At 54.8% G+C, this 23,707-nt stretch carries 20 protein-coding genes and 1 tRNA gene; 6 read left to right on the forward strand and 15 right to left on the reverse strand.

The features are described from left to right. Positions 1–159 precede the first annotated feature (159 nt). From CFB04_RS06785 to CFB04_RS06795, 3 genes are all read right to left on the reverse strand, one after another. Positions 160–2,139 carry a methyl-accepting chemotaxis protein gene (locus CFB04_RS06785; RefSeq protein ID WP_231934400.1) on the reverse strand — a complete coding sequence of 660 codons (1,980 nt, stop codon included), beginning with the start codon at positions 2,137–2,139 and terminating at the stop codon, positions 160–162. 87 nt (positions 2,140–2,226) lie between these two features. Beyond that, positions 2,227–3,312 carry a 6-phosphofructokinase gene (locus CFB04_RS06790; protein WP_088534570.1) on the reverse strand — a complete coding sequence of 362 codons (1,086 nt, stop codon included), beginning with the start codon at positions 3,310–3,312 and terminating at the stop codon, positions 2,227–2,229. A gap of 70 nt (positions 3,313–3,382) precedes the next feature. Beyond that, positions 3,383–3,880 (reverse strand): HIT domain-containing protein, encoded by a 498-nt coding sequence (locus CFB04_RS06795; RefSeq protein WP_088534571.1) that lies wholly within the window; start codon positions 3,878–3,880, stop codon positions 3,383–3,385. Positions 3,881–4,133: 253 nt separating this feature from the next. Between CFB04_RS06795 and CFB04_RS06800 the strand changes: the two genes are divergently transcribed. Together CFB04_RS06800 and CFB04_RS06805 are read left to right on the forward strand one after the other, a co-directional pair. After that, a complete protein-coding gene (locus CFB04_RS06800) occupies positions 4,134–6,389 on the forward strand; it encodes an NADP-dependent malic enzyme (protein WP_088534572.1) in 2,256 nt (751 codons plus the stop codon). A gap of 128 nt (positions 6,390–6,517) precedes the next feature. Then, a complete protein-coding gene (locus CFB04_RS06805) occupies positions 6,518–7,222 on the forward strand; it encodes a TonB C-terminal domain-containing protein (RefSeq protein ID WP_088534573.1) in 705 nt (234 codons plus the stop codon). A 42-nt stretch (positions 7,223–7,264) separates the two neighbouring features. On the opposite strand, the gene CFB04_RS06810 is transcribed toward CFB04_RS06805, so the two are convergent. Then, positions 7,265–9,136 (reverse strand): tetratricopeptide repeat protein, encoded by a 1,872-nt coding sequence (locus CFB04_RS06810; protein WP_088534574.1) that lies wholly within the window; start codon positions 9,134–9,136, stop codon positions 7,265–7,267. Between the two features lie 155 nt (positions 9,137–9,291). Between CFB04_RS06810 and CFB04_RS06815 the strand changes: the two genes are divergently transcribed. Next, complete coding sequence (locus tag CFB04_RS06815) at positions 9,292–10,086, forward strand: sulfite exporter TauE/SafE family protein (RefSeq protein WP_088534575.1); 795 nt, start codon at positions 9,292–9,294, stop codon at positions 10,084–10,086. Positions 10,087–10,681: 595 nt separating this feature from the next. Here CFB04_RS06815 and CFB04_RS06820 read toward each other — a convergent pair. From CFB04_RS06820 to recG, 11 genes are all read right to left on the reverse strand, one after another. Next, complete coding sequence (locus tag CFB04_RS06820; RefSeq protein ID WP_088534576.1) at positions 10,682–11,677, reverse strand: hypothetical protein; 996 nt, start codon at positions 11,675–11,677, stop codon at positions 10,682–10,684. A 434-nt stretch (positions 11,678–12,111) separates the two neighbouring features. After that, positions 12,112–12,186: transfer RNA gene (locus CFB04_RS06825), tRNA-Gly, on the reverse strand. A 39-nt stretch (positions 12,187–12,225) separates the two neighbouring features. Continuing rightward, positions 12,226–12,966: an ABC transporter ATP-binding protein gene (locus CFB04_RS06830; RefSeq protein WP_088534577.1), complete on the reverse strand. Its 741-nt coding sequence runs from the start codon at positions 12,964–12,966 to the stop codon at positions 12,226–12,228. Between the two features lie 31 nt (positions 12,967–12,997). Next, complete coding sequence (locus CFB04_RS06835) at positions 12,998–14,158, reverse strand: FtsX-like permease family protein (RefSeq protein ID WP_088534578.1); 1,161 nt, start codon at positions 14,156–14,158, stop codon at positions 12,998–13,000. A 29-nt stretch (positions 14,159–14,187) separates the two neighbouring features. Next, complete coding sequence (locus CFB04_RS06840; RefSeq protein WP_088534579.1) at positions 14,188–14,640, reverse strand: DUF2318 domain-containing protein; 453 nt, start codon at positions 14,638–14,640, stop codon at positions 14,188–14,190. Between the two features lie 20 nt (positions 14,641–14,660). Next, positions 14,661–15,059 carry a heavy-metal-associated domain-containing protein gene (locus tag CFB04_RS06845; RefSeq protein WP_088534580.1) on the reverse strand — a complete coding sequence of 133 codons (399 nt, stop codon included), beginning with the start codon at positions 15,057–15,059 and terminating at the stop codon, positions 14,661–14,663. Positions 15,060–15,070: 11 nt separating this feature from the next. Then, entirely contained in the window at positions 15,071–15,499 is a 429-nt protein-coding gene (locus CFB04_RS06850; protein ID WP_088534581.1) for a hypothetical protein, read from the reverse strand. 203 nt (positions 15,500–15,702) lie between these two features. Continuing rightward, positions 15,703–16,653 carry a tRNA glutamyl-Q(34) synthetase GluQRS gene (gene gluQRS, locus CFB04_RS06855; protein ID WP_088534582.1) on the reverse strand — a complete coding sequence of 317 codons (951 nt, stop codon included), beginning with the start codon at positions 16,651–16,653 and terminating at the stop codon, positions 15,703–15,705. Between the two features lie 339 nt (positions 16,654–16,992). Beyond that, complete coding sequence (locus CFB04_RS06860; protein ID WP_088534583.1) at positions 16,993–17,301, reverse strand: pyrimidine/purine nucleoside phosphorylase; 309 nt, start codon at positions 17,299–17,301, stop codon at positions 16,993–16,995. 53 nt (positions 17,302–17,354) lie between these two features. Beyond that, entirely contained in the window at positions 17,355–17,801 is a 447-nt protein-coding gene (locus CFB04_RS06865) for an FxLYD domain-containing protein (protein WP_088534584.1), read from the reverse strand. Between the two features lie 42 nt (positions 17,802–17,843). After that, positions 17,844–20,132, reverse strand: a complete 2,289-nt coding sequence (gene recG, locus CFB04_RS06870; RefSeq protein ID WP_088534585.1) for an ATP-dependent DNA helicase RecG — start codon at positions 20,130–20,132, stop codon at positions 17,844–17,846. Between the two features lie 320 nt (positions 20,133–20,452). Here recG and CFB04_RS18315 point away from each other — a divergent pair, with 320 nt between their 5' ends. The 3 genes from CFB04_RS18315 to CFB04_RS06885 all read left to right on the forward strand — a co-directional run bounded on the left by CFB04_RS18315 (position 20,453) and on the right by CFB04_RS06885 (position 23,697). Continuing rightward, entirely contained in the window at positions 20,453–21,520 is a 1,068-nt protein-coding gene (locus CFB04_RS18315; RefSeq protein WP_231934409.1) for a cytochrome c3 family protein, read from the forward strand. 398 nt (positions 21,521–21,918) lie between these two features. After that, on the forward strand, positions 21,919–22,962 hold the full coding sequence (locus tag CFB04_RS06880; RefSeq protein WP_231934410.1) for a PAS domain-containing protein: 1,044 nt from the start codon (positions 21,919–21,921) through the stop codon (positions 22,960–22,962). Between the two features lie 120 nt (positions 22,963–23,082). Then, positions 23,083–23,697, forward strand: a complete 615-nt coding sequence (locus CFB04_RS06885) for a PAS domain-containing protein (protein ID WP_088534586.1) — start codon at positions 23,083–23,085, stop codon at positions 23,695–23,697. Positions 23,698–23,707: the final 10 nt, after the last annotated feature.

Below are 23,707 nucleotides of genomic sequence, written 5' to 3' on the forward strand. Positions count from 1 at the left end.
ATTGCTGAGGGCTCCACTGGAGTAGCGGGCCGATCCGCAGGGGTAGCATGTATCAGATAATAATAAAGAAGTCCAACTTTTTTTCAATCCGGTGCATCAGAAAAAGAAAAGCCGGCTTGTCGCCGGCTTTCAGGAGGGGTACATGCAGCAGTCTGGGCACTACCCGGCGATCTCCTTGATGGTTTGCAGCTCCTTCACCACCTCGCCACTCTCCTCACGCCGCTTTTCCAGATCGTCGAATAGCCCGACAATCATCGATCCCAGAGCTTCCACAGTCTTCTGTATATCATTACCGTCCCGAACCTGCCGGCCGGTGGCATTCACCATCTCCTGAGTCATCTCCTTGATGGAATCGATAGCACGGGCGATATTCTTTGTGGAATTGGACTGTTCCTTCGAAGCATTGAAAATCTGAGAGGTCATGGTGCTGATATCCTCGATGGAACGGGTGACCAACTGAACGCTCTTCGCCTGCTCTTCCGTTGCAACATTTATCTCTTCGGTCATCTCCATGGCGTTCTGCGAACTCTCTACGATAACCTGGAGAGCTTCACCCGTTTCCTGACCGAGCTTGACCCCTCTCCTGACGAGTTCCTTTGTAAGGGTGATGGTGTCAGCGGCATCCTTCGACTCCCCCATTATCTCTTCTATGATGCCCGTTATTTCACCTGTGGACTGCCCGGTCTGGAGAGAGAGATTCCTGATTTCATCAGCTACGACTCCGAAGCTTTTTCCGTATTCCCCTGCCTGGGCAGCTATGATCGACGCATTGAGGGCCAGAAGATTAGTTCGCTTCGTTATATCGTTGATGACACTCACAATCCCTTCGATCCTGCTGCTGTTTTCGCTGAGACGCTTGATGCCCCTGTACGAAAGGTCGACCGAGCTCTGTATCTCGTCGAGGGCGGAAATGGTTTCCTTTACGATCGCGCTACCCCGGTCTGCCTGCTCTCGCACCCGGCGGGATATCTGGTGTGATATCACCGTGTTTTGCTCAACGTTCTTGATGGAGGCGTTTATCTCCTCCATTGCCGAAACAGACTTATCCACGTTTTCAGAAAGAGCGTCCAGGTTGCGGGCCACCTGCTCGATGGCTACGAGTATCTCTGCAACGGCGGCGCTGGTTTCGTCCACGGAAACCATGACGCTCTGGGAAGCGGAAGCGATGCTTGTGGTGTTGTCGCTCAACGAGTCTACTGCAGACTTCAGACTGAATACGTTGCGAGAGAAGAACTCACGGTTTTTGAGCAGCCCGGAAAAGGTCTTACCAAGTTCAAGAGTAAGGGTATCGATGGATTGAAGGAGGTTGATGCGGGTGATTGCGGAGGCGGCCTGATCTGCAAACAGTTTGACTGTATCGACATCCGTGTCGTTGAGCGTACGGTGGCTGAACTTGTTATCGATGCCGAAAACACCCACGGATTCACCTTTGACTACTATGGGGCACAACACGAAATTACGCGAGCGCAGCGGCTTTATGCTGTCGAAAGGGGGATGAAGGTGGAACTCGGAGGAGCATTTAGAGATATCTTCAATCAGGTATACCTTCCGCTCCTGAAAGCATTTGTATATTACACCGCAGCGACGATCTAGCGGCAGCTGGATTCCGGTGGTGTCGAATCCTTCGTTACCCGTCGAGGTGGTGAATAGCAGGTTCTCCCGAGCGTCGTCCACCAGGAGGATGTTTACTCTCTCATATCCCAGCACCTCGCTCAGCCCCTCGGCACATAAAGCAAGCACTTCGCGGATATTTATGGATTTCTGGATCCGACTGCTGATCTGGTGGAAGTTCTTGATGTTATTGTCGAGGACCTTGTATCTGTTCTCGAAAATCTCCTTCTGTGAAGCGACCTCCTTATGGAGAGCGTCGAGCTCGGCCGCGCGCCGGTGAAGTTCGTCACTCACCTTGCCGATGCGCCGCCCGAGAAATCCCATCACAAGCGCGGTTCCGATTCCCATATAACTGTAAAGAGCGATGTTGTATGAATCCTTGACGATGTCGCCATAAACAAGCTGGCTCAACGAAAGGGAAGTATCGCGAAAGAAAATGATACGCAGAACAGTCCAGACAACCGGAGCAGAGACACCCAGCATGAGCCCGAGCAGGGAATACAGCGTCTTCCTGTCAGTTAATTCCATGGTAGCCTGCATCGTAGTTTACAACCTCCTTCGGGCCTTCCCACTCCTGACTGGAGCGGATACAGGAAAATGACTACAGGTGCGACATCATCTTCCCAAAGCAATTCCCAATTCCTCGGCACAGGTAACCATTTCGCCAGAAGCATTGACCAACTTTAGCTTCCTTATGGCCCTCTCAATGGGGACGGACCTGATCTCCCGCCCCTTCAGACAAGCCATTTGTCCGAAATTACCATCCTCCAGCAATTCGACAGCCTTTATTCCGAAGCGGCTACCGAGACACCTGTCGAACGTGGAGGGGGAGCCGCCGCGCTGAAGGTGGCCGAGAACGGTTACACGCGTATCCATATCGAGGAGTTCCCCAACCTCTTTTGCAACAAATTCTCCGATTCCACCGAGGCGTTCCACCGCATGCCTCGCATCCGGCCCGGCCTTAACCCGGCGCCCTCCACCACGGGGAAAAGCTCCCTCTGCGGCGACGACTATGCTGAAGCGGCTCCCTCTGCGGCGTCGCTGTTCTATGGCATCGCAAATTCTCTGAAGGTCGAAAGGAATCTCGGGAATGAGAATGACATCGGCACCACCGGCAATTCCCGATTCGAGTGCTATCCAACCCGCATATCGTCCCATGACTTCCATCACCATTACCCGATGGTGACTCTCTGCAGTGGAGTGAAGCTTGTCGAGAGCGTCGGTAGCGGTCTCCAGAGCGGTATTGTAGCCGAACGTGACATCCGTCTCGAGAAGGTCGTTATCGATCGTCTTAGGGACACCGACAATCGGAATGCCGTGGTTCATAAGCTCCAGGGCGATCTTGAGCGACCCTTCTCCACCGATGACAACGATGGCATCGATACAACGCTTCTTGATGTTAGCCAGCACCCTCGCCGAGAGATCGACCGTCTCGATTCTTCCGTTGCGTTCGACGGCAGAAGAAAATGGATTACCTCGATTGGTAGTTCCGAGGATCGTGCCCCCTCGGGGAAGTATGCCGCGGACATCGTCAAGGGTTAAACCCCTCATTTTTTTCTGGTCGAGCAGCCCGTCGAAGCCGTCCTCTATTCCAACCACTTCCCAGCCCCTGCCGATGATCGCTCCCTTGACGACCCCCCTGATGACTGCGTTAAGTCCGGGACAGTCACCACCCCCCGTGAGTATGCCGATCCGCTTCATGTCTTCCTCCTCGTGCTACCTATCGGCAGTTTGGTAATTGGAATGAAGTGGCGGGAAACAGCGGAAGCTGTTATGGTAGATTCCCGGCGGGTTTCGGGAACCTGCGGATCAGTGTATCGTAGGTTGTAAGGAGATTCTCCGGCATGACACGCACATCTGACAGAACTGACATATAGTTCGTATCGCCGCTCCATCGGGGGACGATATGCATGTGGAGGTGTTCATCCACACCGGCTCCGGCAGCTTTCCCCAGATTCATGCCTATGTTGTATCCATCGGGAGATGCAACCTCATGTAGTACATTGCGTGCAAGCGTTAGGGTTTCGAACAGGTCGAGCATCTCGTATTCTGCAAGATCGTTCAGGTCGGCGGTGTGTCTGTACGGGACGATGAGGAGGTGGCCGTTGGTGTACGGATATCGGTTGAGCATTATGAACGAATGCTTACTGCGGTAAAGGATCAGCCTCTCCCGGTCCCCGGTGGACGAGTCGATACCGCAGAAGATGCAGCCGGAAGGCTTTTCATTGAGGATGTATTCCATACGCCACGGAGCCCAGAGCCTTTCCATGCTTCCTCCTCTCCCAACATCAGATTTCAAACGGGGAGAAATTATCGTTCAAACAGGCACTTTTGACAACGATAAAAACCGCGGCATTTTTTGTAAAATCTTTTTTTATTTTACTCGGAATAAAATTCTTGACAGGACAAAACAAAGGGAATAATGTCTGTCAAATTCGAGACTTTGCTTAATTGGATTGCGCGAGACATTTGTTTGAGTGGAATAAATTTTACCAAAACTAAAGAACCAGAAGGAGGAGGAAATGAGTAAAAAGCAGGAAGCCTTGGATTACCATTCCAGTGGGCGTAAAGGAAAGATTGAGGTCATATCCTCCAAGCCGTGCTCGACCTCCCGCGATCTTTCGCTCGCCTACTCGCCAGGCGTCGCCGAGCCGTGCCTTGAAATAGAGAAGAACCCGGAAGATGCGTACAAATATACCGCCAAGGGCAACCTCGTAGCCGTCATTTCAAACGGGACCGCCGTCCTTGGCCTTGGTAACATCGGCGCTCTCGCAGGAAAACCGGTGATGGAAGGAAAGGGAATACTCTTCAAGAGGTTTGCGGATATTGATGTCTTCGATATAGAAATCAACAGCGAAGACCCCGATGAAGTCATACGTACATGCCAGCTCCTCGAACCCACCTTCGGCGGCATCAACCTGGAAGACATCAAAGCTCCCGAGTGCTTTTACATCGAGGAGGAGCTGAAGAAAACGATGAACATCCCTGTCTTCCACGATGACCAGCACGGCACCGCCATCATATCCGCAGCCGGACTGATCAATGCGCTGGAGCTGATCGGCAAGAAAATGGAGGAGATCCGGCTGGTCGTCAACGGCGCCGGTGCCTCCGCCATCGCGTGCGCCAACCTTGCCATATCTCTCGGATTGAAGAAGGAAAACCTCATAATGTGCGACACCAAGGGGGTCATCTACAAGGGGCGCACAGACGGTATGAACAAGTACAAAGAACGGTTCGCGGTCGACACCCCGCTGCGAACCCTGGAAGAGGCTGCGGAAGGCGCCGACGTGCTGTTCGGGCTCTCGTCAAAGGGTGCCTTCACCCCCGACATGGTCCGCAAAATGGCCGCCAATCCCATCATCTTCGCCATGGCTAACCCGGATCCGGAGATCACTCCGGAAGAAGCGCGTGCGGTACGTGGCGACGTCCTTGTCGCCACCGGCCGTTCCGACTACCCGAACCAGGTGAACAATGTCCTCGGCTTCCCCTTCATCTTCCGGGGCGCACTTGATGTACGTGCGACAACCATCAATGAGGATATGAAAAAGGCAGCCGTCTTCGCCCTTGCCGACCTGGCGCGAGAGGAATGCCCCGACTCCGTCTGCCGGGCATATGGAAATAAGAAATTCACTTTCGGCCCAGAATACATCATACCCAAGCCCTTCGATCCCCGGGCGCTTCTGAGGGTTGCCCCGGCAGTAGCCAAGGCCGCCATGGACTCCGGGGTTGCCCGCCAACCGATACAGGACCTGGCGAAATACGTAGAGCAACTCGAATCGCTCCAGGGAATGGCGAAAGAAACCCTCAGAATGATCATCAACAAGGCGAAGAGCGACCCGAAACGCATCGTCTTCGTCGAAGGTGACAACGAGAAGATACTGCGCGCAGCTCATATCCTGGTGGAAGAGGGAATCGCACATCCGATACTCGTCGGGAACGAGGAGAAGATACGGAGCGTCATCGCTGAACTTGGCCTTGATCTGAACGGCAACGTCCAGGTCATCAATCCCGCCACCTTCGAACGGGCGGAAGAGTACGCACAGGAGCTCTTCCAGCTGCGGCAACGGAAGGGAATGACGCTGTCCGAAGCGCGGCGGCTGGTGACGCGGAAATCCCGCACCCATTTCGGCTGTATGATGGTCCGCATGGGAGACGCTGACACCCTTCTGTCGGGCATCGACACCCACTACCCAGAAACGATACGTCCCGCCCTGGAAGTTATAGGGAAGCAGGAGGGGCTTTCCAGCGTCCACGGCCTGTACCTCATGGTATCGAAGAAAGGAATTTTCCTGCTTGCGGATACCACAGTCTGCATCGAACCCACACCGGAAGAGTTGGCCGAGACCGCCATTCTCGCCGCGGAAAAAGCGAGAATGCTGGATATAGAACCGAAGATCGCCATGCTCTCCTTCTCGAACTTCGGTTCGGTGCAGCATCCCCAGACGCTCAAAGTGAAGCGTGCCGTGGAGATCGTCAAGGAACGCGCTCCGGGACTCATTGTAGATGGCGAAATGCAGGCCGACACCGCAGTGATAACAGAGATGCTCGAGAAGAGCTTTCCCTTTGCGGCTCTCAAAGCACAGGCCAACACCCTCATCTTCCCCGACCTAAACTCCGGGAATATCTGCTACAAGCTCCTTCATCATATAGGGGGAGCTGAAACTGTAGGCCCGATCCTGATGGGAATGAAAAAACCTGTGCACGTGCTGCAGCGTGGAGACGATGTATCGGATATCGTAAACATGGCTGCCATTGCGGTGGTCGACGCACAAGGATAAGCAACACGAAATATGCGAACCCGGGAGGCGCCGTCAGGCGCCTCCTTTTTTAGTTGGGTGGCCTTTTTCTTGCTAATGAAAGGTGAGACCGCTGCCGGATAGGCAGCATTAAGTTAAAAGGAAGACTGATGAATCGAGAGCAGACGTCCCAATTCCCCCTGTTCGCAAACGGAGGGGGCAATGAGCGTTTCAGCCGTATGGTGGTGTTTTCGCTGCTGGTGCACGTGTTTTTCTCTTTTGCATTTCTCATGATGCAGAGAGGATCGGGGGGAGCCCCGGTGGTGCAATACTTGGACTTGAAGATGATGGAACCGGTCGCGGCCCCTGCCGAACAGGCAGCGCCCGCCGTACCTGCAGAAAAAACGCCTGCTCCCGCTGAGATCCAGGAAGAGCAACCTGCCCCGCCGGCTGAAACAGCCGCGGAAGCCGCCCCCCCCCGTCAGCAGGGGTTTCAGCAGGCGTCCCTCCAGTTCGGCATCGCCAATGGTCATTTCGGCAGCATTTCCGATGGCAGGACGCTGCGCGATGACATGCGGGAGTACTATCTCTCGATGCTGGCACAGTTCAACGAAAGCTGGTGGGAACAAAAAGGGAAGGAAACTGTTGTACAGCGCGGCGCAGTAATGATGGTGACCGTATCACGAGATGGTGCCATCGTCGACATGAAGCTGCTGCAAGGCTCCGGAAATGTGGCTGAGGACCGCCTCATGGTGCAGGCGCTGCAGGCGGCAGGACCGCTTGCCCCGCTGCCGGACAGCTACGAAGGGGACTTCTTCACGGCACCGCTCCGTTTCGTTCCGCCATTGAACCTGATGGCACCCTTCTCAGGCTAGGTCTGCGTCTTTAAACACTAAAACGGGTTTCCCCCCCCCTCTCTACCGAACGTGCAGATCTCGAAAGTCGGGAGAGAGGGAAGCTGCCTGTTTCAGTAGGAGTTCCGCTTCCTCCGAACGGCCAGCGGCTGCGCAGAGCCTAGAGAGCTCGTATGAAGCTCCGGCTGCCTCCTCCTGGGTTGCCCCTTCTCTGGAGAGGGCCGCACGCAAAACCTCCTCCGCTTTCTGTGCCTCACCCTTCTCACGGTAACAGATGCCTTCAAGAACAAGACACACGCCTTTCTTGAGTGGGTCTCCAGCCGCCATCCTGAACTCCGCGATCGCTTCGTCGAAAAGCCTCATTTCCTTGTAAGCCAATCCGAGGTCGTAGTGCGCCTGAGCATCGTCCCCTCCCCGCTCTTCCCCGCTTGTCGCGCCTGGGGAAAGCTGCAAATCACCTGAAAAGCCTTCCCCTGGGGACCCGCCTGCGAACCCTCCACCAAAGAGATTATCTACTGCATCGGAGAATTCAATGAAAGTAGGCAGGTCAGCATCTCCGGAAACAGGGCCGCTTCCATGAACCGACTCTTCATGCATCATCCCCCAGTCTTCGCCGAAATCGACCTCGACCTCAACAGCATCTGAAGGGGGATTAGAAGATTCCGCTCTTCCCGTACAGCTGTCACTTCCACCAACCTGATCGTGAAATGCCGGCGTAATGACACCCGGGCCGCCTCCCTGAGCTACTTCATCGATGAGAGAGAGGTCAAGCTCCTCTTCCCACTCATCCTCCGGCTCCTTGGCAACGTACGGTTCTCCGGGGTCTGCGGCAGAAGATACAGGAGACCCATTTTCCGCAAGGGCATCAGGTCCCTTCAGCAGCTGAAGTCTCCGTACTGCTTCTTGGAGCTTAGCCGTATCCCCCCCTGCCTCGTACAACTCCGACACGGATTGAAGAATTCTTGCCTGGTACTCCGGATACCTTTCGGACAGGGCAATATATAGGCGCTCGGGCACATCGAACTCGGAGATCCGTATGAAGTCGGGTACGAAAATATCCAACTGGGACAGGGCCTCTTCCCCCCCTCCGTCTTCAAGCATCAGCTCAATCAGGGCTTGACGCGGATAGGGATCGGTGATGAACTGGGCGGACATCTTGCGGAAGAGGCTCTTCAGACCAGCGCGATCTGCTGTGCTGCGGTAGGCATCTGCCAGCAGACGCCATGGCTTCGGATCATCCGGGGCAGTCGCCACCAGATCCCTGAGCTGCGGCAGAACCCCTGCGGCATCGCCCTGATCAATCCTTACAGAAAGCATGTTCAGCAGGTAATCATTCCGGTCCGGGAAGAGCTTCTGAATTCGGGCACAGGCTCTGTCATAGGCAGGCATCTCACCTCGCCTTAGAAGCAACATCGCATGGGCAGTGAAGTCGCCGTAAGCCTCCTCAGTGAGTCCTGAATCGTACCGTGTTTCAGCCAGCAGCAGCCGTGTATCAGGATTATCGGAGTCGATCTGAATCATCTTCTCCAGGACAGCCACGGAGCCTTCGAGATCCCCGGCTTCCCGATAACGGAGAAGAACGACTCCATACTCGCTAAGGGCATTTCCGGTAAAACCATATTCACGGTTCAGCTCTGCAAGTTTGAAAGCGGTGCGGATATCGGCCGGATCGAGCTTCTGGATTTGCTTGTAGACCGCTATAGCCTTCAAGTGGTAGCCGTTGTCGGCGTAGAAAGTCCCTATCGCTTCGTATGCAGCGATTGCCTCTTTGTGGCGGCCCACACGGACCAAGAGCTCCGCAAGCTTCTGGCGGGCCTTGATATCAGCAGGATCAAGACCTACGACCTGTTCGTACTCCCTGATCGCGCGATCCAACTGCCCTTTGGCGATCAATTTTCCGGCACTCTCGATCAATTTATCTTTGCGTGTGCTCACCGGGCTCCCCTACCGAAATCTGAAGGGGAAGGTACTGTAAACACATAGTCCTGTCAAGGTGGAAGGGGTGATGATCGAAAGCCAGCAAAACCGGAAAACTGTTGAGAATTGCTCCACAACCCCCTATAGTAGCCGGCACCAACAATGGAGGGGACATGATCTATTGGATGGCCTATCTGCTAGTCGGATCGTGCGCAGGGATTCTTGCCGGACTTCTGGGGGTCGGAGGAGGAATCATCATAGTACCTATGCTGACCTTTCTCTTCAGCATGGAGAACATGCCTGCGGAACATATCGCTCATCTTTCTCTCGGTACGTCCCTCGCCAGCATCGTCTTTACCTCGATATCCAGTTTCCGCACCCACCATGCACATGGGGCAGTGAAGTGGCAGATCGTAAGGAGGATTTCTCCCGGCATCGTCGCCGGCACCCTTTTCGGCTCCTGGGTTGCCGCCCGTCTCACCACCGGATTCCTCAAGGGATTCTTTGTCCTGTTTATCTACGTCGTGGCCGTTCAAATGCTCCTAAACGTCAAACCCGCTCCTCACCGTGAACTTCCGGGAGTGCCAGGGATGTCGTTTTCGGGTAGCATCATAGGCTGCATTTCGAGCCTCGTCGGTATTGGCGGTGGGAGCATGTCCGTGCCCTTCATGCTCTGGTGCAATACGCCTCTGCACATCGCCATCGGCACATCTGCAGCCATAGGGCTCCCAATCGCCGCAGCCGGAGCCATCGGTTATATCGCCAACGGTCTCGCTGCTTCCAATCTACCCTCGATGAGTGCAGGCTTTGTTTATATTCCAGCATTGATAGGTATTTCCGGTGCTAGCATCTGCACCGCCCCCATAGGAGCAAGGCTCGCCCACAGGCTGCCGGTGCTTCACCTTAAAAGGATCTTCGCGATCATGCTTATCGGGATCGGAACGAAGATGCTGCTCTCTCTCGGTTGAGACCATCGGCGTTGCGAGGTGGAATGGTTCGGGGGTTGCCATATCGGCTCCTGGTCGACTGAGCCTCAATGACGAAGCAGTCAATTACCGGTCAAATCTCCGGCATTTTCAGCCCTTGTCAACTTTTTGGAGCACTGTATAAATATTAGGCATACTGCAGAAATTACGATTGCGACAACAGTATTACGCATAATCAACAGAGTTATGAAAAAGTTTTCCACAGGTCTTGTGGAAAAACAAAATCCTGCGCATAAAAACTCTATATTTCACAATAATTACGCAAGCATGCAACAAATTGCATACAATCAGCCACGTGGATAAACAGTTGACAGAACTGCAGAATTCGTGGTCGAGCAAGATGTCTGCCTACAAAAACTGCGGAATCAGAAGTAGCGCCAACGCTTTCAATTCAAAAAACAGAGGTACCCAAGTTTAAGAGATGGAGGGATATTTCGTTTGACAGGATTTAGTCAGATGCGAGTCGCTTGAAGCTTTCCCAGCAATGCAGCCAAGAGGTTACTCTGTTGATCAGGCAGAGAGAGGCAGTATTCCTGCCTCTCCCCGCTTGGTCATATTGTGGAATTTTCGGTGGGGGTTAATTTGAATCGGCAGTCTTCTCAGTTGTCAGAGTAACTGCTGGGGCATCAGGGGCCAAAGCCTTATCTATTTCAGCCTTAAATGTCTTTTTCTTTGTTTCGGACATAAGGGACATCGCCTTCTTTTCGATACGAAGGGAATCGGCCTCGAAGCCCAGCTTGCTTAAGGACATCAAATCCCTGGAAAGAACGGTCAGATCGACCTTCTCAACATCCTGGGGGTTAGCTTCGTTAAAAACGAGGGTTGTATATTTCTTGGTAATGACGCTGGCCTGCTCCAATTGATTCCTTAACTGCCTCGACACATCTATTTCCTTTTCGCCGAACACATCCTCAGCCTGTGCAAGGATTTTGATCCGATCTATGTTGTTACTGACCGAGCTAAGCTTGATCAGGCTTATTTCCGCCTTGCCGTTCTGATCAAGCGTGATCTTCATGCGATCATCATCTCCAGCAACAACTATGATCTCCTGGTTAAACAATGGCTTCTTTATATGCTCTTCTTTTTCGTCAAGCAATTTCTTGTCGGATTTAAGAACTGTACGCTCAGTACGTTCCTCGGATTCGATATTCAGAAACGGATTCACACCTGCAAAGCTCCAGTCCAACAAGCTGTCCGTGAATTTGTTTGGAACTAATCCAAAAAGAAGAAAATCAGTCATATTTACTACAACGGCAACGGGTAACGCTGCAACACCCACGGGAAATTCATAAAGCTCGCGCGCACCCTGGTATGGGGTTACAACATCGTAATCCGTCTTCAATTCATAAGTCGCCACCTTAAAGGCTTTGTTCTCTTGCACACTTGCATTTATAACTGGAGAGGTCACCAATGATCCGGTATTAGTTTCAATATCTATAGTATGACTTAGCTTTGTTCTAACAACATTTGCTTCTACTATCGTATCTACCTTGACGTGATTTGCACATCCAAACGAATAAGCACAAAGATTAACCACAACCACGGCCAGCAAACATTTTTTGATACTCATCATAATCCCTCCATTCACATTATATTTAGTTGAAGCATGCCTTGTCTTCCACAATCCCTCAAGTTTGGCATAGTGACAAACTGAAGTCATAACTGCCCTGAACTCCTATTAACGTGATGTCCACTATCGCCTAGAATGCATCTTAAGAAAAAAATTTGTCCCGCTTTGTAACAGATAGATTGGGCAAAATCAATTGGCTTTTTTTCTTAAAATGCTCAACATAACCACCATTGGATTACAGGGTGCCTGAAAAGCTGAAGGAACGGCAAGACAGGTCATTGAGGAGAAAGAACGGCAGATCCGGGAAAAGAGGGGGCAGAAAAGATATACGGGGATTTTTTAGTCAGGAAAAAACAAATCCCCGGTTCCGTATGGGTACAGTACCGGGGAGAGTCGTGAAAGGTTCGTGAAAACTTCCTGAACCTGAATTGTTTTTCTGGAGCGGGAAACGGGATTCGAACCCGCGACTTCAACCTTGGCAAGGTTGCACTCTACCACTGAGTTATTCCCGCTCAACGAGCTTCTTTATATAACAAAGCTTGTTTATGTCGTCAACACTTTTTCGGAACTTTTTTATACGCGATGGAAAGGCGGCAAGCCTTCCGCGGCTTTACCCCCTCCTCTTCGGCCACTACCTTCCCGTCGCGGAGGAAAATCGTCCGGTCGGAATAGGCGCAGTTCTCAGGGTTGTGCGTCACCATTACCACCGTCTGCCCTTCGCCGTTCAGATCCCGGAAAAGAGCCATGATTTCCTCGCTGTTCTTGGAATCGAGATTCCCGGTCGGCTCGTCGGCAAGAATTATGCGCGGCCGGTTGACGATGGCGCGTGCTATGGCCACACGCTCCTGCTCTCCCCCCGAAAGCTGATTGGGGAGACGCCCCCCCTTTCCGGCAAGGCCGACGCGCATCAGGGCTTCCCTGGCTGCCGAGATCTTCTCGCTACGCTTCATTTTCTTGATGGCGAGGGGCAGCATTACGTTTTCGAGGGCTGTCAGGTAGGGAACAAGGTGAAACGACTGGAAGACGAATCCCAGGTTTTCAGCCCTGAAATCGGCAAGCTTCTCCCCGCTCAGGGCGTAAATGTCTGTTCCGGCCATCTCCACCGTACCGTCCGAAGGGGTGTTCATGCCGCCGAGGACGGCCAGAAGGGTGCTTTTCCCCGAGCCCGACTGGCCCATGATTGTCACGAACTCACCCTCGTCGATTCCGATACTGACGCCTGAGAGCGCCTCGACCGTTTCGTCGCCGCTCCGATACTGCTTGCTGATATGATTTACCGCTATTATTGCCATAGCAACCTTCCTTTATAAGCTGGTTCAGCCGTTACAGTGCACGCAGCGCTTCCGTAGGATCCATCCTGCTCGCGTGCAGAGCAGGGTAAAGGCTCGCAAGCAGGCCGAGAACAAGAGAAAGCGCTACCGCCCCGGCAGCAACGGTGGCATCCCAGACGAGCGCGGCGCTGCCGCTTTCAGCCATGAAGGGGAGCACCGCCTTCGCCACTCCCATGCCGGAAGCATATCCGAGCAGTCCCGCCAGCAGCCCAACCAGAGCCGCCTCCAGAAGGATGATTCGCATGATATGGCTGCGGCGGAACCCGATGGCACGGAAGACGCCGATCTCGGTGGTCCGCTCGTTCACGCTCCCCATCATGGTCACAAATATGATAAGCGAGCCGATAAAGCCGACAACTCCGGCCATTGCGTATGAGAACCGCCTGAACTGATCGAGGGCGTGGAGGCGGCTGGCTACGACCTGCTGAATTGCCGAGACCTTGGCTTCAGGAAGTTTTTCCGCTATCTGCGTCACCATATCTCCGATGGGACAGCCGGAGCAGAGAGCCGCAACCTCCACAAGCGTGATCTTCCCTTCCTTGCCCAGCACCTTCTGAGCCTTGGCAAGAGCCATGAACACCAGAGAATCATCCTGTGATCCGGTCTGATCGAGAATACCCGCCACACCGAACTCTTCTCCCTTTATCGTGACCTTGTCCCCCGTCATCACGTTGAGAGCCTTTGCCGCATCGCTTCCCAGCAGAAGATCCTGCTCTTTTTTGGGGGTTTCGCCGAAGACGCTCCACCACTGCTTCATCTTCAGTTCCATATCGAAGTCGACCCCGACGAGCAGGACATTCCTGTCCCCGATGCGGACTCCCCCCAAGACCTTCGGAGAGACGGCGGAGATATTGCGATGGTTCGGGATAGTCTTTATCTTCGCCAGGTCCTGCTCGTGGATCTCGCGCTGGTCGAACGTTATGCCGCCGAGGCTGATCCCCCCGTAGTTCATCGCCAGATCCTGGCTCTGGGGTGTTATCAGGATATTGGCACCGAATTCCTCCATCTTCCGCTCGATGTCCTGCTCCATGGATTTGGTCAGAGTGATGAGGGTTACGATGGTGGCGATGCCGACCAGAAGCCCCAGGGTCAGGAAAGCCATCTTTCCCTTCCGCCGGCGCAGATTGTTGAGGGATATATTATGTAGCTTCATTCGCTTTTACCTTTTTCTCATTCTTCGGATCAGAAGAAGCGGCTTCCCGTCTTCAGGTCGTTGACGCTGATGATGATGTTCCCTCCGGCTTCCCGGTGCGGCAGGTAGGAAGGATTGCAGCCGCCGGTAGCGTTGGGGCCGAGTCTGCCGATGGCGAACTTCATGTTGCAGTTGCGACATACCATTACCTCCCCCTTCTGCTCGTACCCTTTCTTCTCGCGGTAACAGGCATCGCAGGCATCGAAGGCGGCCTTGACGGAGCCGTCAGCCGCTCTGACTACGAAAAAGACGATCTCCTTTCCATTCTCGTTTATCTTGTAGAATCTGGCTTTGCCATCATTCAGGTTTGAGGAACTTATGGTTACCGCACCGTTGACTGCTTTCACCTTCTGGGCTTTTCCCATCCCCGGAATGGTGAACGCCGCCGCCACTGCTGCCACCATCAGCACAATGATGGATATCGTAAGCGATTTCAGTTTCATGTCTCTCTCTCCCTTGACCTTTACTTGTTCTTGTTACAGCAGCCGCACCCAGACTGTCCGGCAGAAGCGCCGGCAGATGCAGCATCATACCGCTCCGACGGAAGGACCTGAAGAATGCTGCTCCCATACCCCAGCGCCGTGACCCGCTCCGCGATAGCTTCCGGCTTGACGGCTCCGGAATCGTAGGCAACGGCAACCCGCCCTTCTCCCACCTCTACCTGTACCGAAGCTATGCCCCCCTTGCCTTCGAGAGCATCGGTGATTTTTCCCGCACAGGCGCCACATGTCATCCCCATCGTCCTGAGAACGACAACCGTATCCGCCGGAGGGGTACGCTTGACCAGAGCGAACACCGCACCTGCACCAAGGGCACTGATCACTAGAACCAGCGCCGCCAACCTCAACGAAAATCTCTTCATTTCTTCTCCTTTCAACGAACCGTGGAACAGTTCCCACCGCAAGGCTTACCGCAATCGGGATTATCTCCCGAAGAGCGGCATGTACGGTAATACTGCTCAAGGCTTACGATTCTCTCCATACGGCTGTCGACACCCCGCTCCCTGTACGCCGTTACCAGGTCCTGGGGTTTCACGGCTGCGTTATCGAAAGCCACCAGCGTCATTCCCTGTGCCTTGTCGTGCTGAACCCAGGCAACTCCTGGGCGGCACCTGAGATTCCTGCTCACGTCGGAAGAGCACCCACCGCAGCCGCCGCCGCACCCACCGACTGCATCCCCGGAAGTCCTGATATAGGCGACGGAGTTAGGGCCGCTCCAAGACCTGACAAGGAATGCTCCTGCTGAGAGAAAGACTATGACAGCAGCCACCAATATCCAGTCGATCATCCTTTTCTTCGTCATTTTACAACCTCTGCCATTGCGGCCCCCACGGACCACTTGCTCTATATCAAGCACCATGCCAATTGCCAAATAAACAGACACAGCTGAGATTGCTGCACTTTTTACCGGTGAATGTGGAAGCTTGGGCAAACACGGAGAATATTACGCAAAGGGATGGGGAATTTTCTACACAGACATATTTAGGATATGGGGGAGGGAGACGCCTATCTGGTAGCCAATGGCGGCGTAAAAGGTAGGGCCCCGGCTTTTGTCGGAATCCGAGACGGATCGAAGGAGCCGAGAGCCCAGGAAAGTACTTCCGCCGTCGATGAAACGGCAAGCACTGCCGGAGGATTCTGGCCGAGAAAGCGTAATACTTCCCGGAGAAGACGGCTTCCATCCCGGGCAAGGTCCATTCCCGCCGAAATCGAGACGGCGCAGTCCCGCTTCGACAGCTTTTCCCCATCGGGGCCGGTAACCAGCGGAAGATGGCAGTACGCGGGGCTAGGGAGTTGGAGCAGGCGCTGCAGATGGATCTGACGAGGCGTCGATGAGAGGAGATCGGCACCCCGCACCACCTGTGTCACCCCCTGGGCGGCATCGTCAACAACCACCGCCAGATGATAGGCGAAAGGGCCGTCGGCACGCTTTACCACAAAGTCACCGCACGTCTCGGCCAGATTCTCGCTCACATCCCCGTGAATGCAGTCGCTAAAGGAGACCGGCTCCTCCTGAACCTTCAGCCGGATTGCCCGAGGGGGCTTTCCTGCTGCAAGTCCGGCGCGGCACGTGCCCGGATAGGTTATCTCCCCGGCGGTACCGTGAGGAGCGGAGGAGATGCGGGCAATTTCGGCGCGGGAGCATCCGCAGGGATAGGCGCAGCCTCTTTCCACCAGGGCGTCGAGAGCCTCTTGGTAGAGGCTTGTTCGATTGCTCTGGTATACCACCTCTCCGTCCCACAGAAGACCCAGCGCCTCCAGCGTACGAAGAATATCGGCATCCATCCCGGGGATGACTCGCGGAGTGTCGAGATCCTCCATCCGTACGAGCCACGCCCCCCCCTCACGTTTCGCCATTAGGTAGCTGCCGACGACCGCCACTAGCGAGCCTACGTGGAGAGGCCCGGTCGGGGAGGGAGCGAACCTCCCCACGACCGGGGCGTATGAGACTTCCATGCGTTTTTCCATAACAAATAGTGAAAAAAACTCGGGGTCGCTCAAAAGCAGTCAGATCGTCGCACCCGCAGAGAGCCCCCACACATCGAAGTAAGCAGCGGCGTCAGATTCGCGATGATTCCGACGTCGGCGACCACCGATGGCCCGCAGGCTTGAGCCAAGCTACATCGAGGAGCAGGAGGAGAAGCCGGCGGCGGAAGGACGCAAGCGCTCCGGCGGCGTCAGATTCGCGATGATTCCGTCGTCGGCGACGACCGATGGACCGCAGGCGTAGCAGCGCTACGTCGAGGAGCCTGCGGAGGAGCCGGCGGCGGAAGGGCGCGAATATGGCGTCGCCTCCTACAGGAAGGAACAGCAGTAGTCGACGACCGTTCTCACCCGCATCGTGAAGCTTGAGCCGGCAGGAACCTGGAAAGACTCACCCCCCTGCACCATCCGCCATTCCCCGTCGCCGATCTGCACATCGGTCTCACCCGACAGGATTTCCATGAATTCGGGTACCTGGGTGTTGAATGTGTATTCTCCCGGCTGGGCGATGCCGAGGGTCTTCTTGCTGCCGTCGGCAAAGAGCAGGGTGCGGCTCGTCACTCCGCCGCCGAAGAACATGTTCGCCTTTTTAACAACGGTTACTCCCTTGAATTCAGCCATAAATCCTCCTGTTCGTTTAAATTACTCTTCAATTTGATGAACGTGCAGAGCCGTCAGTGCGGGATATCCGCCTCGAAGCTGTGAAAAGCAGGTGTATCGGAAAGCTTTCCTTCTACAATGTGGTAGCTGACGAAGAACTGAATCCGCGAGGGGCGCTCCGTCTTCGCCCTTAGGGGGAAACTCAGGGTGAAGGGGTTCGTCTGGTTCGGGGCCAGCTTCGCAGGAAACGAGGTGTATGTTTCAGTGCCGAGACGTTTGCCGCTGGCATCCAGAAGGGTAGCCGTAATACTCAGCTCCTTCAGGTCGGAGTAGAGCTTGTCCCTGGCAAATCCCTGAACGGCAAGCCGGTCTTCCGTCATTTCCGTGCGCCAGACGAGTTCCAGATCACGGGTCGTGTAGTAACCCGGAGATGGAGCCCCTGGTGTGTCGGCAGAACGGTAGCCGGAACATCCGGTGATGAAAAGCGCCAGCAGAACGACAAGGAAATGCAGTTTTCTCATTTTGAGCCTCCAATAGATAATAACGACGGTAAGAGCTGCAGCTCAGGCGATTGCCGCCAGTTCGAGTCTACCCCCCCAGCGGCGCACAAGCTCTTCCCGAAGCCCTTCGTGCTCGGGCCATGACAGCGCCGAATCTTTCTCGACTATGCCGAAAGCCTCACGCCGCGCCTCCTCCAGTATCCTGGCGTCCCTGAGGATGCTAGCCACACGGAAATCGGGAATCCCCGCCTGCCGGGTCCCCAGGAAGTCGCCGGGGCCACGTATCTCCAGATCCGCCTCTGCGATCCTGAACCCGTCACTGGTCTGCTCCATCACCCGGAGGCGTTTTTCTCCATCCTCCGACAGTTTTCCAGGAGTGAGGAGGATGCAGCGGGACCTTCCCCCTCCCCTGCCTACGCGCCCCCGCAGCTGGTGGAGCTGGGAGAGCCCGAAGCGCTCGGCATGCTCGATCACCATCACCGTCGCGTTTGGAACGTCGATTCCCACCTCGATCACCGTTGTCGCCACCAGGATGTCGAGGCGACGCTCCTTGAAGGCCCGCATAGTCTCTTCCTTCTCCTCCGGCTTCATCCGCCCGTGGAGAAGCCCCACCTTGAGATCCGGGAAGACCTCGGCCGTCAGGTGCTCCGCCATCTGGGTCGCCGCCTTCAGCTCCGACTTCTCCGTCTCCTCCACGAGGGGGTAGATGACGTATGCCTGGTGCCCCTTCGCCACTTCCTCCCGGACAATCCCGTACACCTGGGCGCGGCGCGATTCGAAGGCGATCTTCGTCTCAACCGGCGTCCTCCCCGGCGGCAGCTCGTCTATCACCGAGAGGGAGAGGTCGCCGAAAACCGTCATCGCAAGGGTCCGCGGGATCGGGGTCGCGGTCATGACGAGGATATCCGGGTTGCAACCTTTCTTTTTAAGGATACCACGCTGGAGAACCCCGAAGCGGTGCTGCTCGTCGATGATGCCGAGGCCCAGGCGGTGAAACTCCACCTTCTCCTGGATCACCGCGTGTGTGCCGATGACGATCTTGGCCTCCCCGGACGCGATGTCGTTCAGCCGTTCCGTCCTCACCTTCCCCTTGAGGGACGCGGTGAGGAGCGTCACCTTGATCCCGAGCTCTTCGCACCAGCGGTGGATGTTGAGGTAGTGCTGCTCGGCGAGTATCTCGGTGGGGGCCATGATGGCCACCTGATAGCCGTTCTCCACCGCCACGAGAGCGGCCATGAGCGCCACCAGAGTCTTCCCGCACCCGACGTCCCCCTGGACGAGGCGGTGCATCGGGTGGGGCGCCATCATGTCCGCCTTTATCTCCGAGAGAACCCGGCGCTGGGCCCCCGTCATCTGGAACGGCAGGAGCTTCAGAAGCTCCTTGGTGTAGCGGTGGGTGACCTCGAAGGAAATCCCCTCCTCCATGGCCACACCGCGCTTCTTGAGGGCGAGCCCCAGTTCCAGGTAGAAGAATTCGTCGAAGGCGAGGGTCTGATGTGCAGGCGTCTTCTTCCCGTTCAGCTCCTCCAGCGGCAGCTCCTCGGGAAAATGGACCTCCCGGAGCGCGCCGGGCAGCGGCAGGAGCGCATGCGACTTCACCACCGGCTCGGGCAGGTGGCTCGCAGCGCTGTCGGCGAAATGGTCCACAACCTCCTTCATCACCTTGCGCATGAGCTTCTGGTTGAGCCCTTCGGTGAGCGGATACACGGGAACGATACGCCCGAAGTTGAAGGGGTCCCGCGCCATCACGGTATCGAGGTCCTCGGAAGCCGAAACCCATTCCACCTCGGGGTGGTGGACCTCCAGCATGAAGCCGTACTGCGACACCTCCCCTGTGAAGATCCCCCGCTTGCCGGGGCTCCATGCCTTCTTCATGAATGTCGGGTGGTAGCGGAACCATTTGAAGGTGATCGACCCGGAGCCGTCCCGCACCACCGCCTCGAAAAACCGCCTCCCCCCCTTGGTCGTCACCGCGTCGGCGGTCACCACCTCCCCCTGGAAGACGCACGTCTCCCCCGGCTTGAGCTTCGCGATGGGAAGGATCGTGCGCCTGTCCTCGTACCGGTGAGGCAGGAGGTAGAGGGCGTCTTCAACCGTGGCGATCCCCTTTTTGGAAAGGGTCTCAGCAAGCTTAGGCCCGATCCCCTTGATGAACCGGATCGGCGTCTCCAGGTTCTTCCGGCTGATGGCCTGGCGAAGCGGCACAACCGAAGGCTCCGAAACCTTCACAAGCACGAGCCTCCCCTCCCCGTCCACCTCTACGTTCACACGGTCTCCGGGCTTGAGGCCGAGCTTCGAGAGGAGGTCGGCGGGAATGCTGAGGCTGTTTTTGTCGTCGAGTGTTATCTGCATGGGTGGTCGTCGGTTCTCTTAGCCAGGGGAACTGGATGATGGCCGAGCATAGTAATACCCCAGAATTATGGTTTTTTCCAGATAACTGTAAGGCAGATGCTGAAGGTCGAGAGAAAAGCCCTAATGCGTGAGCTATTTTTAATTGGCCTGTATTGACTTTACCTGCGGCGTCATGTATATTCGCCCGAACCATTGAAGGAGGCCGTAAAGCTTGAGTTACAGTGTGTATGTAACAATCAAGCCTTGCGAGGCATCGTCCTGAATCATTAACATTAGTGAAAAATTGTTTTGGCTTTTTGAATTATCTACAGGGAGACTTTATGAAAAGAATTATTTTTATTTTGATATTAGTTTCTACAAGCAAAGCTCATGGCGATGTCCTCTGGTATAGCCTTGAACATGGTTCAAAGCTAGATATGATCAATGAAATGAGTGTCGATTTGACAGGCCGTATAGGCATCCCTGAATGTGGAACTGTCGAGAGAAATGCAAATGAAGCAAAAGCAATGTATCCTTTAAAAGAAGTTTACTATGACAATATACCTGTAGCGATTCAACCTCATTTGTCCGCAAGAAGACATGAAATCCCGTTGTTCGGAGGCCCTGGAGTTGAACTATCCGCGACACCTGCAATGGATATTTATCGAAATGGAACGGTTTCCAGCTTCAGCTGGCCTCTCCAGCAACTGCTGGAGAGCGATTGGGGAAGTGAGGCGTTGATCTACAGGCGACAGCTTGTGCTTGACGAAGCACAGAATAGCTTTGCCACATTCAATGGGCAGCAGTGTCCGGAGACTATTAGGCTTAATTTGAAAGTAATTGATTCTTGGACGACTTATCAGCCTGAAATACAAAACCTTCCTGATGGGCAACAGGTAACCGTCTCCGCGATTAAAGGAGTTCGAGAAAGCCTACTCGGATACCTGACAATAATGGCGGCAGTGATCCCCAATTCTTCGGAGAAAACACACGAAGAAGACCATGATCAGCTCAGGGGTCGGGTCGAACCCGGAATCAAGCTAAACGCGCGCCCGAATCTCAAGGTACAAGCCACAAGACCAAAGTACATTTCCCACGAAGAACTGCAAGGCAAACCCATTTCTTCACCTAAATTTATGCAACCGAACCGAGTGACGCCTGCCACTCCTGGCGCTGGCCATTCAAGCACAATTTCACACGACCATGTACGGCTCAACGCCAAAAATGGGGCAGTTACATTTTCACATCCTCAGCACGGTAATAATGCATGCAATTCATGTCATGAAGGACAAACTGGAAAGATAGCTGGAATAGGAAAAGAATGGGCACACAGAACCTGTAAGGGATGCCATTCAAAAGCAAATCGAGGACCTATCAAATGTGGTGAGTGTCACCGCAAGGGGGGTTAGCACACGGGAAGAATGATGACATTAACCGTAACAGAGTAATGGGGTCAGGCTTCAAAGTTGAAAAGTTGAAGCCCTAATGTCTATTCCAACCATCTCACGCAAACGCATCCCACTCCCGGGAGGAGCATTAGGAGAACCTAGGGACACTCAAGCTTCTGCGCTCCTACCCCCGTCCTGCCACTCGCCCACTTGGTCTGCAGAAAGTTTCGGCAATGTCCTCAATACGCAGGAGGAACTTGAAGCAGCACCGAAAAGCCGGCGCTACAGCCCCTCACGGCCAGGACTTCCCTCCCCTTTCCCCACACATACCCACCCCGGTTATTGACATATAATGAGCCAGGCCTTATCATCCTGCCATCTCGGAATTCGGCGCGTCGGCCCTGAACCTCGGAGGGAATATGGATACCTACTTTGCCACCGCTGAACGCAACAGTGCTGATGACCTCAAGCAGGAAATCGACACCATCATCAAGAATGAAGTAGTCCGGGAACTGCTGCATGCACTGAGCGGACTTATAGCGGTTCTGGATGAGCACAGGCAGGTTGTTGCTCTCAATGATTCATTCCTGCAGATGCTCGGCGTCAGCGATCCGGCTGAGGTTCTGGGGCTGCGGCTGGGGGAAGCGCTGCACTGCATCCACTCCCACGAAGAGCCGCATGGCTGCGGAACCACTAAATACTGCGCTACCTGCGGAGCTGCCATCGCAACCGTCTCCGCCCTGGGCGAGGAGAAGCCGGCAGAAAGGATCTGCGCACTTACCGCAGAACGTGACGGAGTCAGGCTGGACACCTCCCTCTCAGTCCGGGCCAATCCGATAAAGCTTGAAGGGAACAGGTTTGTCCTTGTGTTCCTGCAGGACATAACGCTCGAAGAGCTGCGGGCCTCCCTGGAAAGAACCTTTTTCCACGACATCAGCAATATGCTGACGGGTCTGATAGGTGCCAGTGAAATGCTCGCTGCAAAGAACAGGGAATCGACTCTGGCACAGGTGGTGTTTCAGTCCGCCTTACGCCTGTCGGATGAAGTCGCCATACAGAAAAGCATGTTCCAGAGCGGAGCCGAGGACTACCGGGTGACACGGCGCGAAGCCCTGGCCCCGCAGCTCCTCAACGACCTGAAGAACGTCTTCACGAGCCACCCGGCGTCGTTGAACAAGTACATGAAGGTGCGGGAGCCTGCACCGCAAATCTCCATCCGGACCGACCTATCACTGGCATTGAGGGTGATGTGCAACATGGTCACCAATGCCCTGGAAGCAACAGAAGAATCCGGGGCGGTCGAGATATGGTTCGAAGAAGAGGAAGCCTTCCTGATTTTCTGCGTATGGAATGGAACTGCTATCGCAGACCGGGTAAAGCTCAGGATATTCCAGCGGAACTTCAGCACCAAAAGAGGGGTCCGGCAGAGGGATCGGCACCTACTCGATGCTTCTTTTCGGTGAAAAACTGCTCGGCGGAAAAGTAACCTTTACGTCGTCGGAAGAAGAGGGAACAATCTTCAGGTTCGCGCTGCCCCGATGACCGCCGTCCGGGGAACCTCCCTGCGCATTAAGGAGTATTGAGTGGAAAGAAAAAAGCTCACGTTACAGGAATATGAAGCGCTGGTTGAGCAATCTCCCATCCTGAGCTGGAGGGCCAACACCGAAGCCCTCTGCGACTACTTCAACGAGCGCTGGCTCTCGTTCAGAGGCCGCTCGATGGCGGAGGAATACGGAAACGGGTGGGCAAAAGGAGTTCATCCCGAAGACTACGACCGCTGCCTGAAGATCTACCTGGGCGCATTCCACGCACGGGAGATATTCGAGATGGAATACCGCCTGAAGCGGTATGACGGTGAGTATCGCTGGATATTCGACCGGGGGGTGCCTTTTACCGACGAGCGTGGCGAGTTTGCCGGCTATATCGGCAGTTGCATCGATGTCACCGAGAGAGTCGATGCACAGGAGGCGCTACGGGTCAAGATGGAAGCGGAGATCAAGGCTCTGAAGGGAATCATCCCTATTTGCTCGTACTGCCATAAGATAAGGAATGACGAGGAGATATGGCAACAGCTGGAAAGCTATATAACCGAGCATTCAGAAGCCCTGTTCAGCCATGGGATGTGCCCTGAATGCAGCGAGAGGGAATTGCGGAAGGTTCGGGAGATGAAAAGCGAGTTCGAATACCGTTTCCGGTGAGAATCGTTTT

The organism is Geobacter sp. DSM 9736, assembly GCF_900187405.1.
Classification (GTDB): Bacteria; Desulfobacterota; Desulfuromonadia; order Geobacterales; family Geobacteraceae; genus DSM-9736.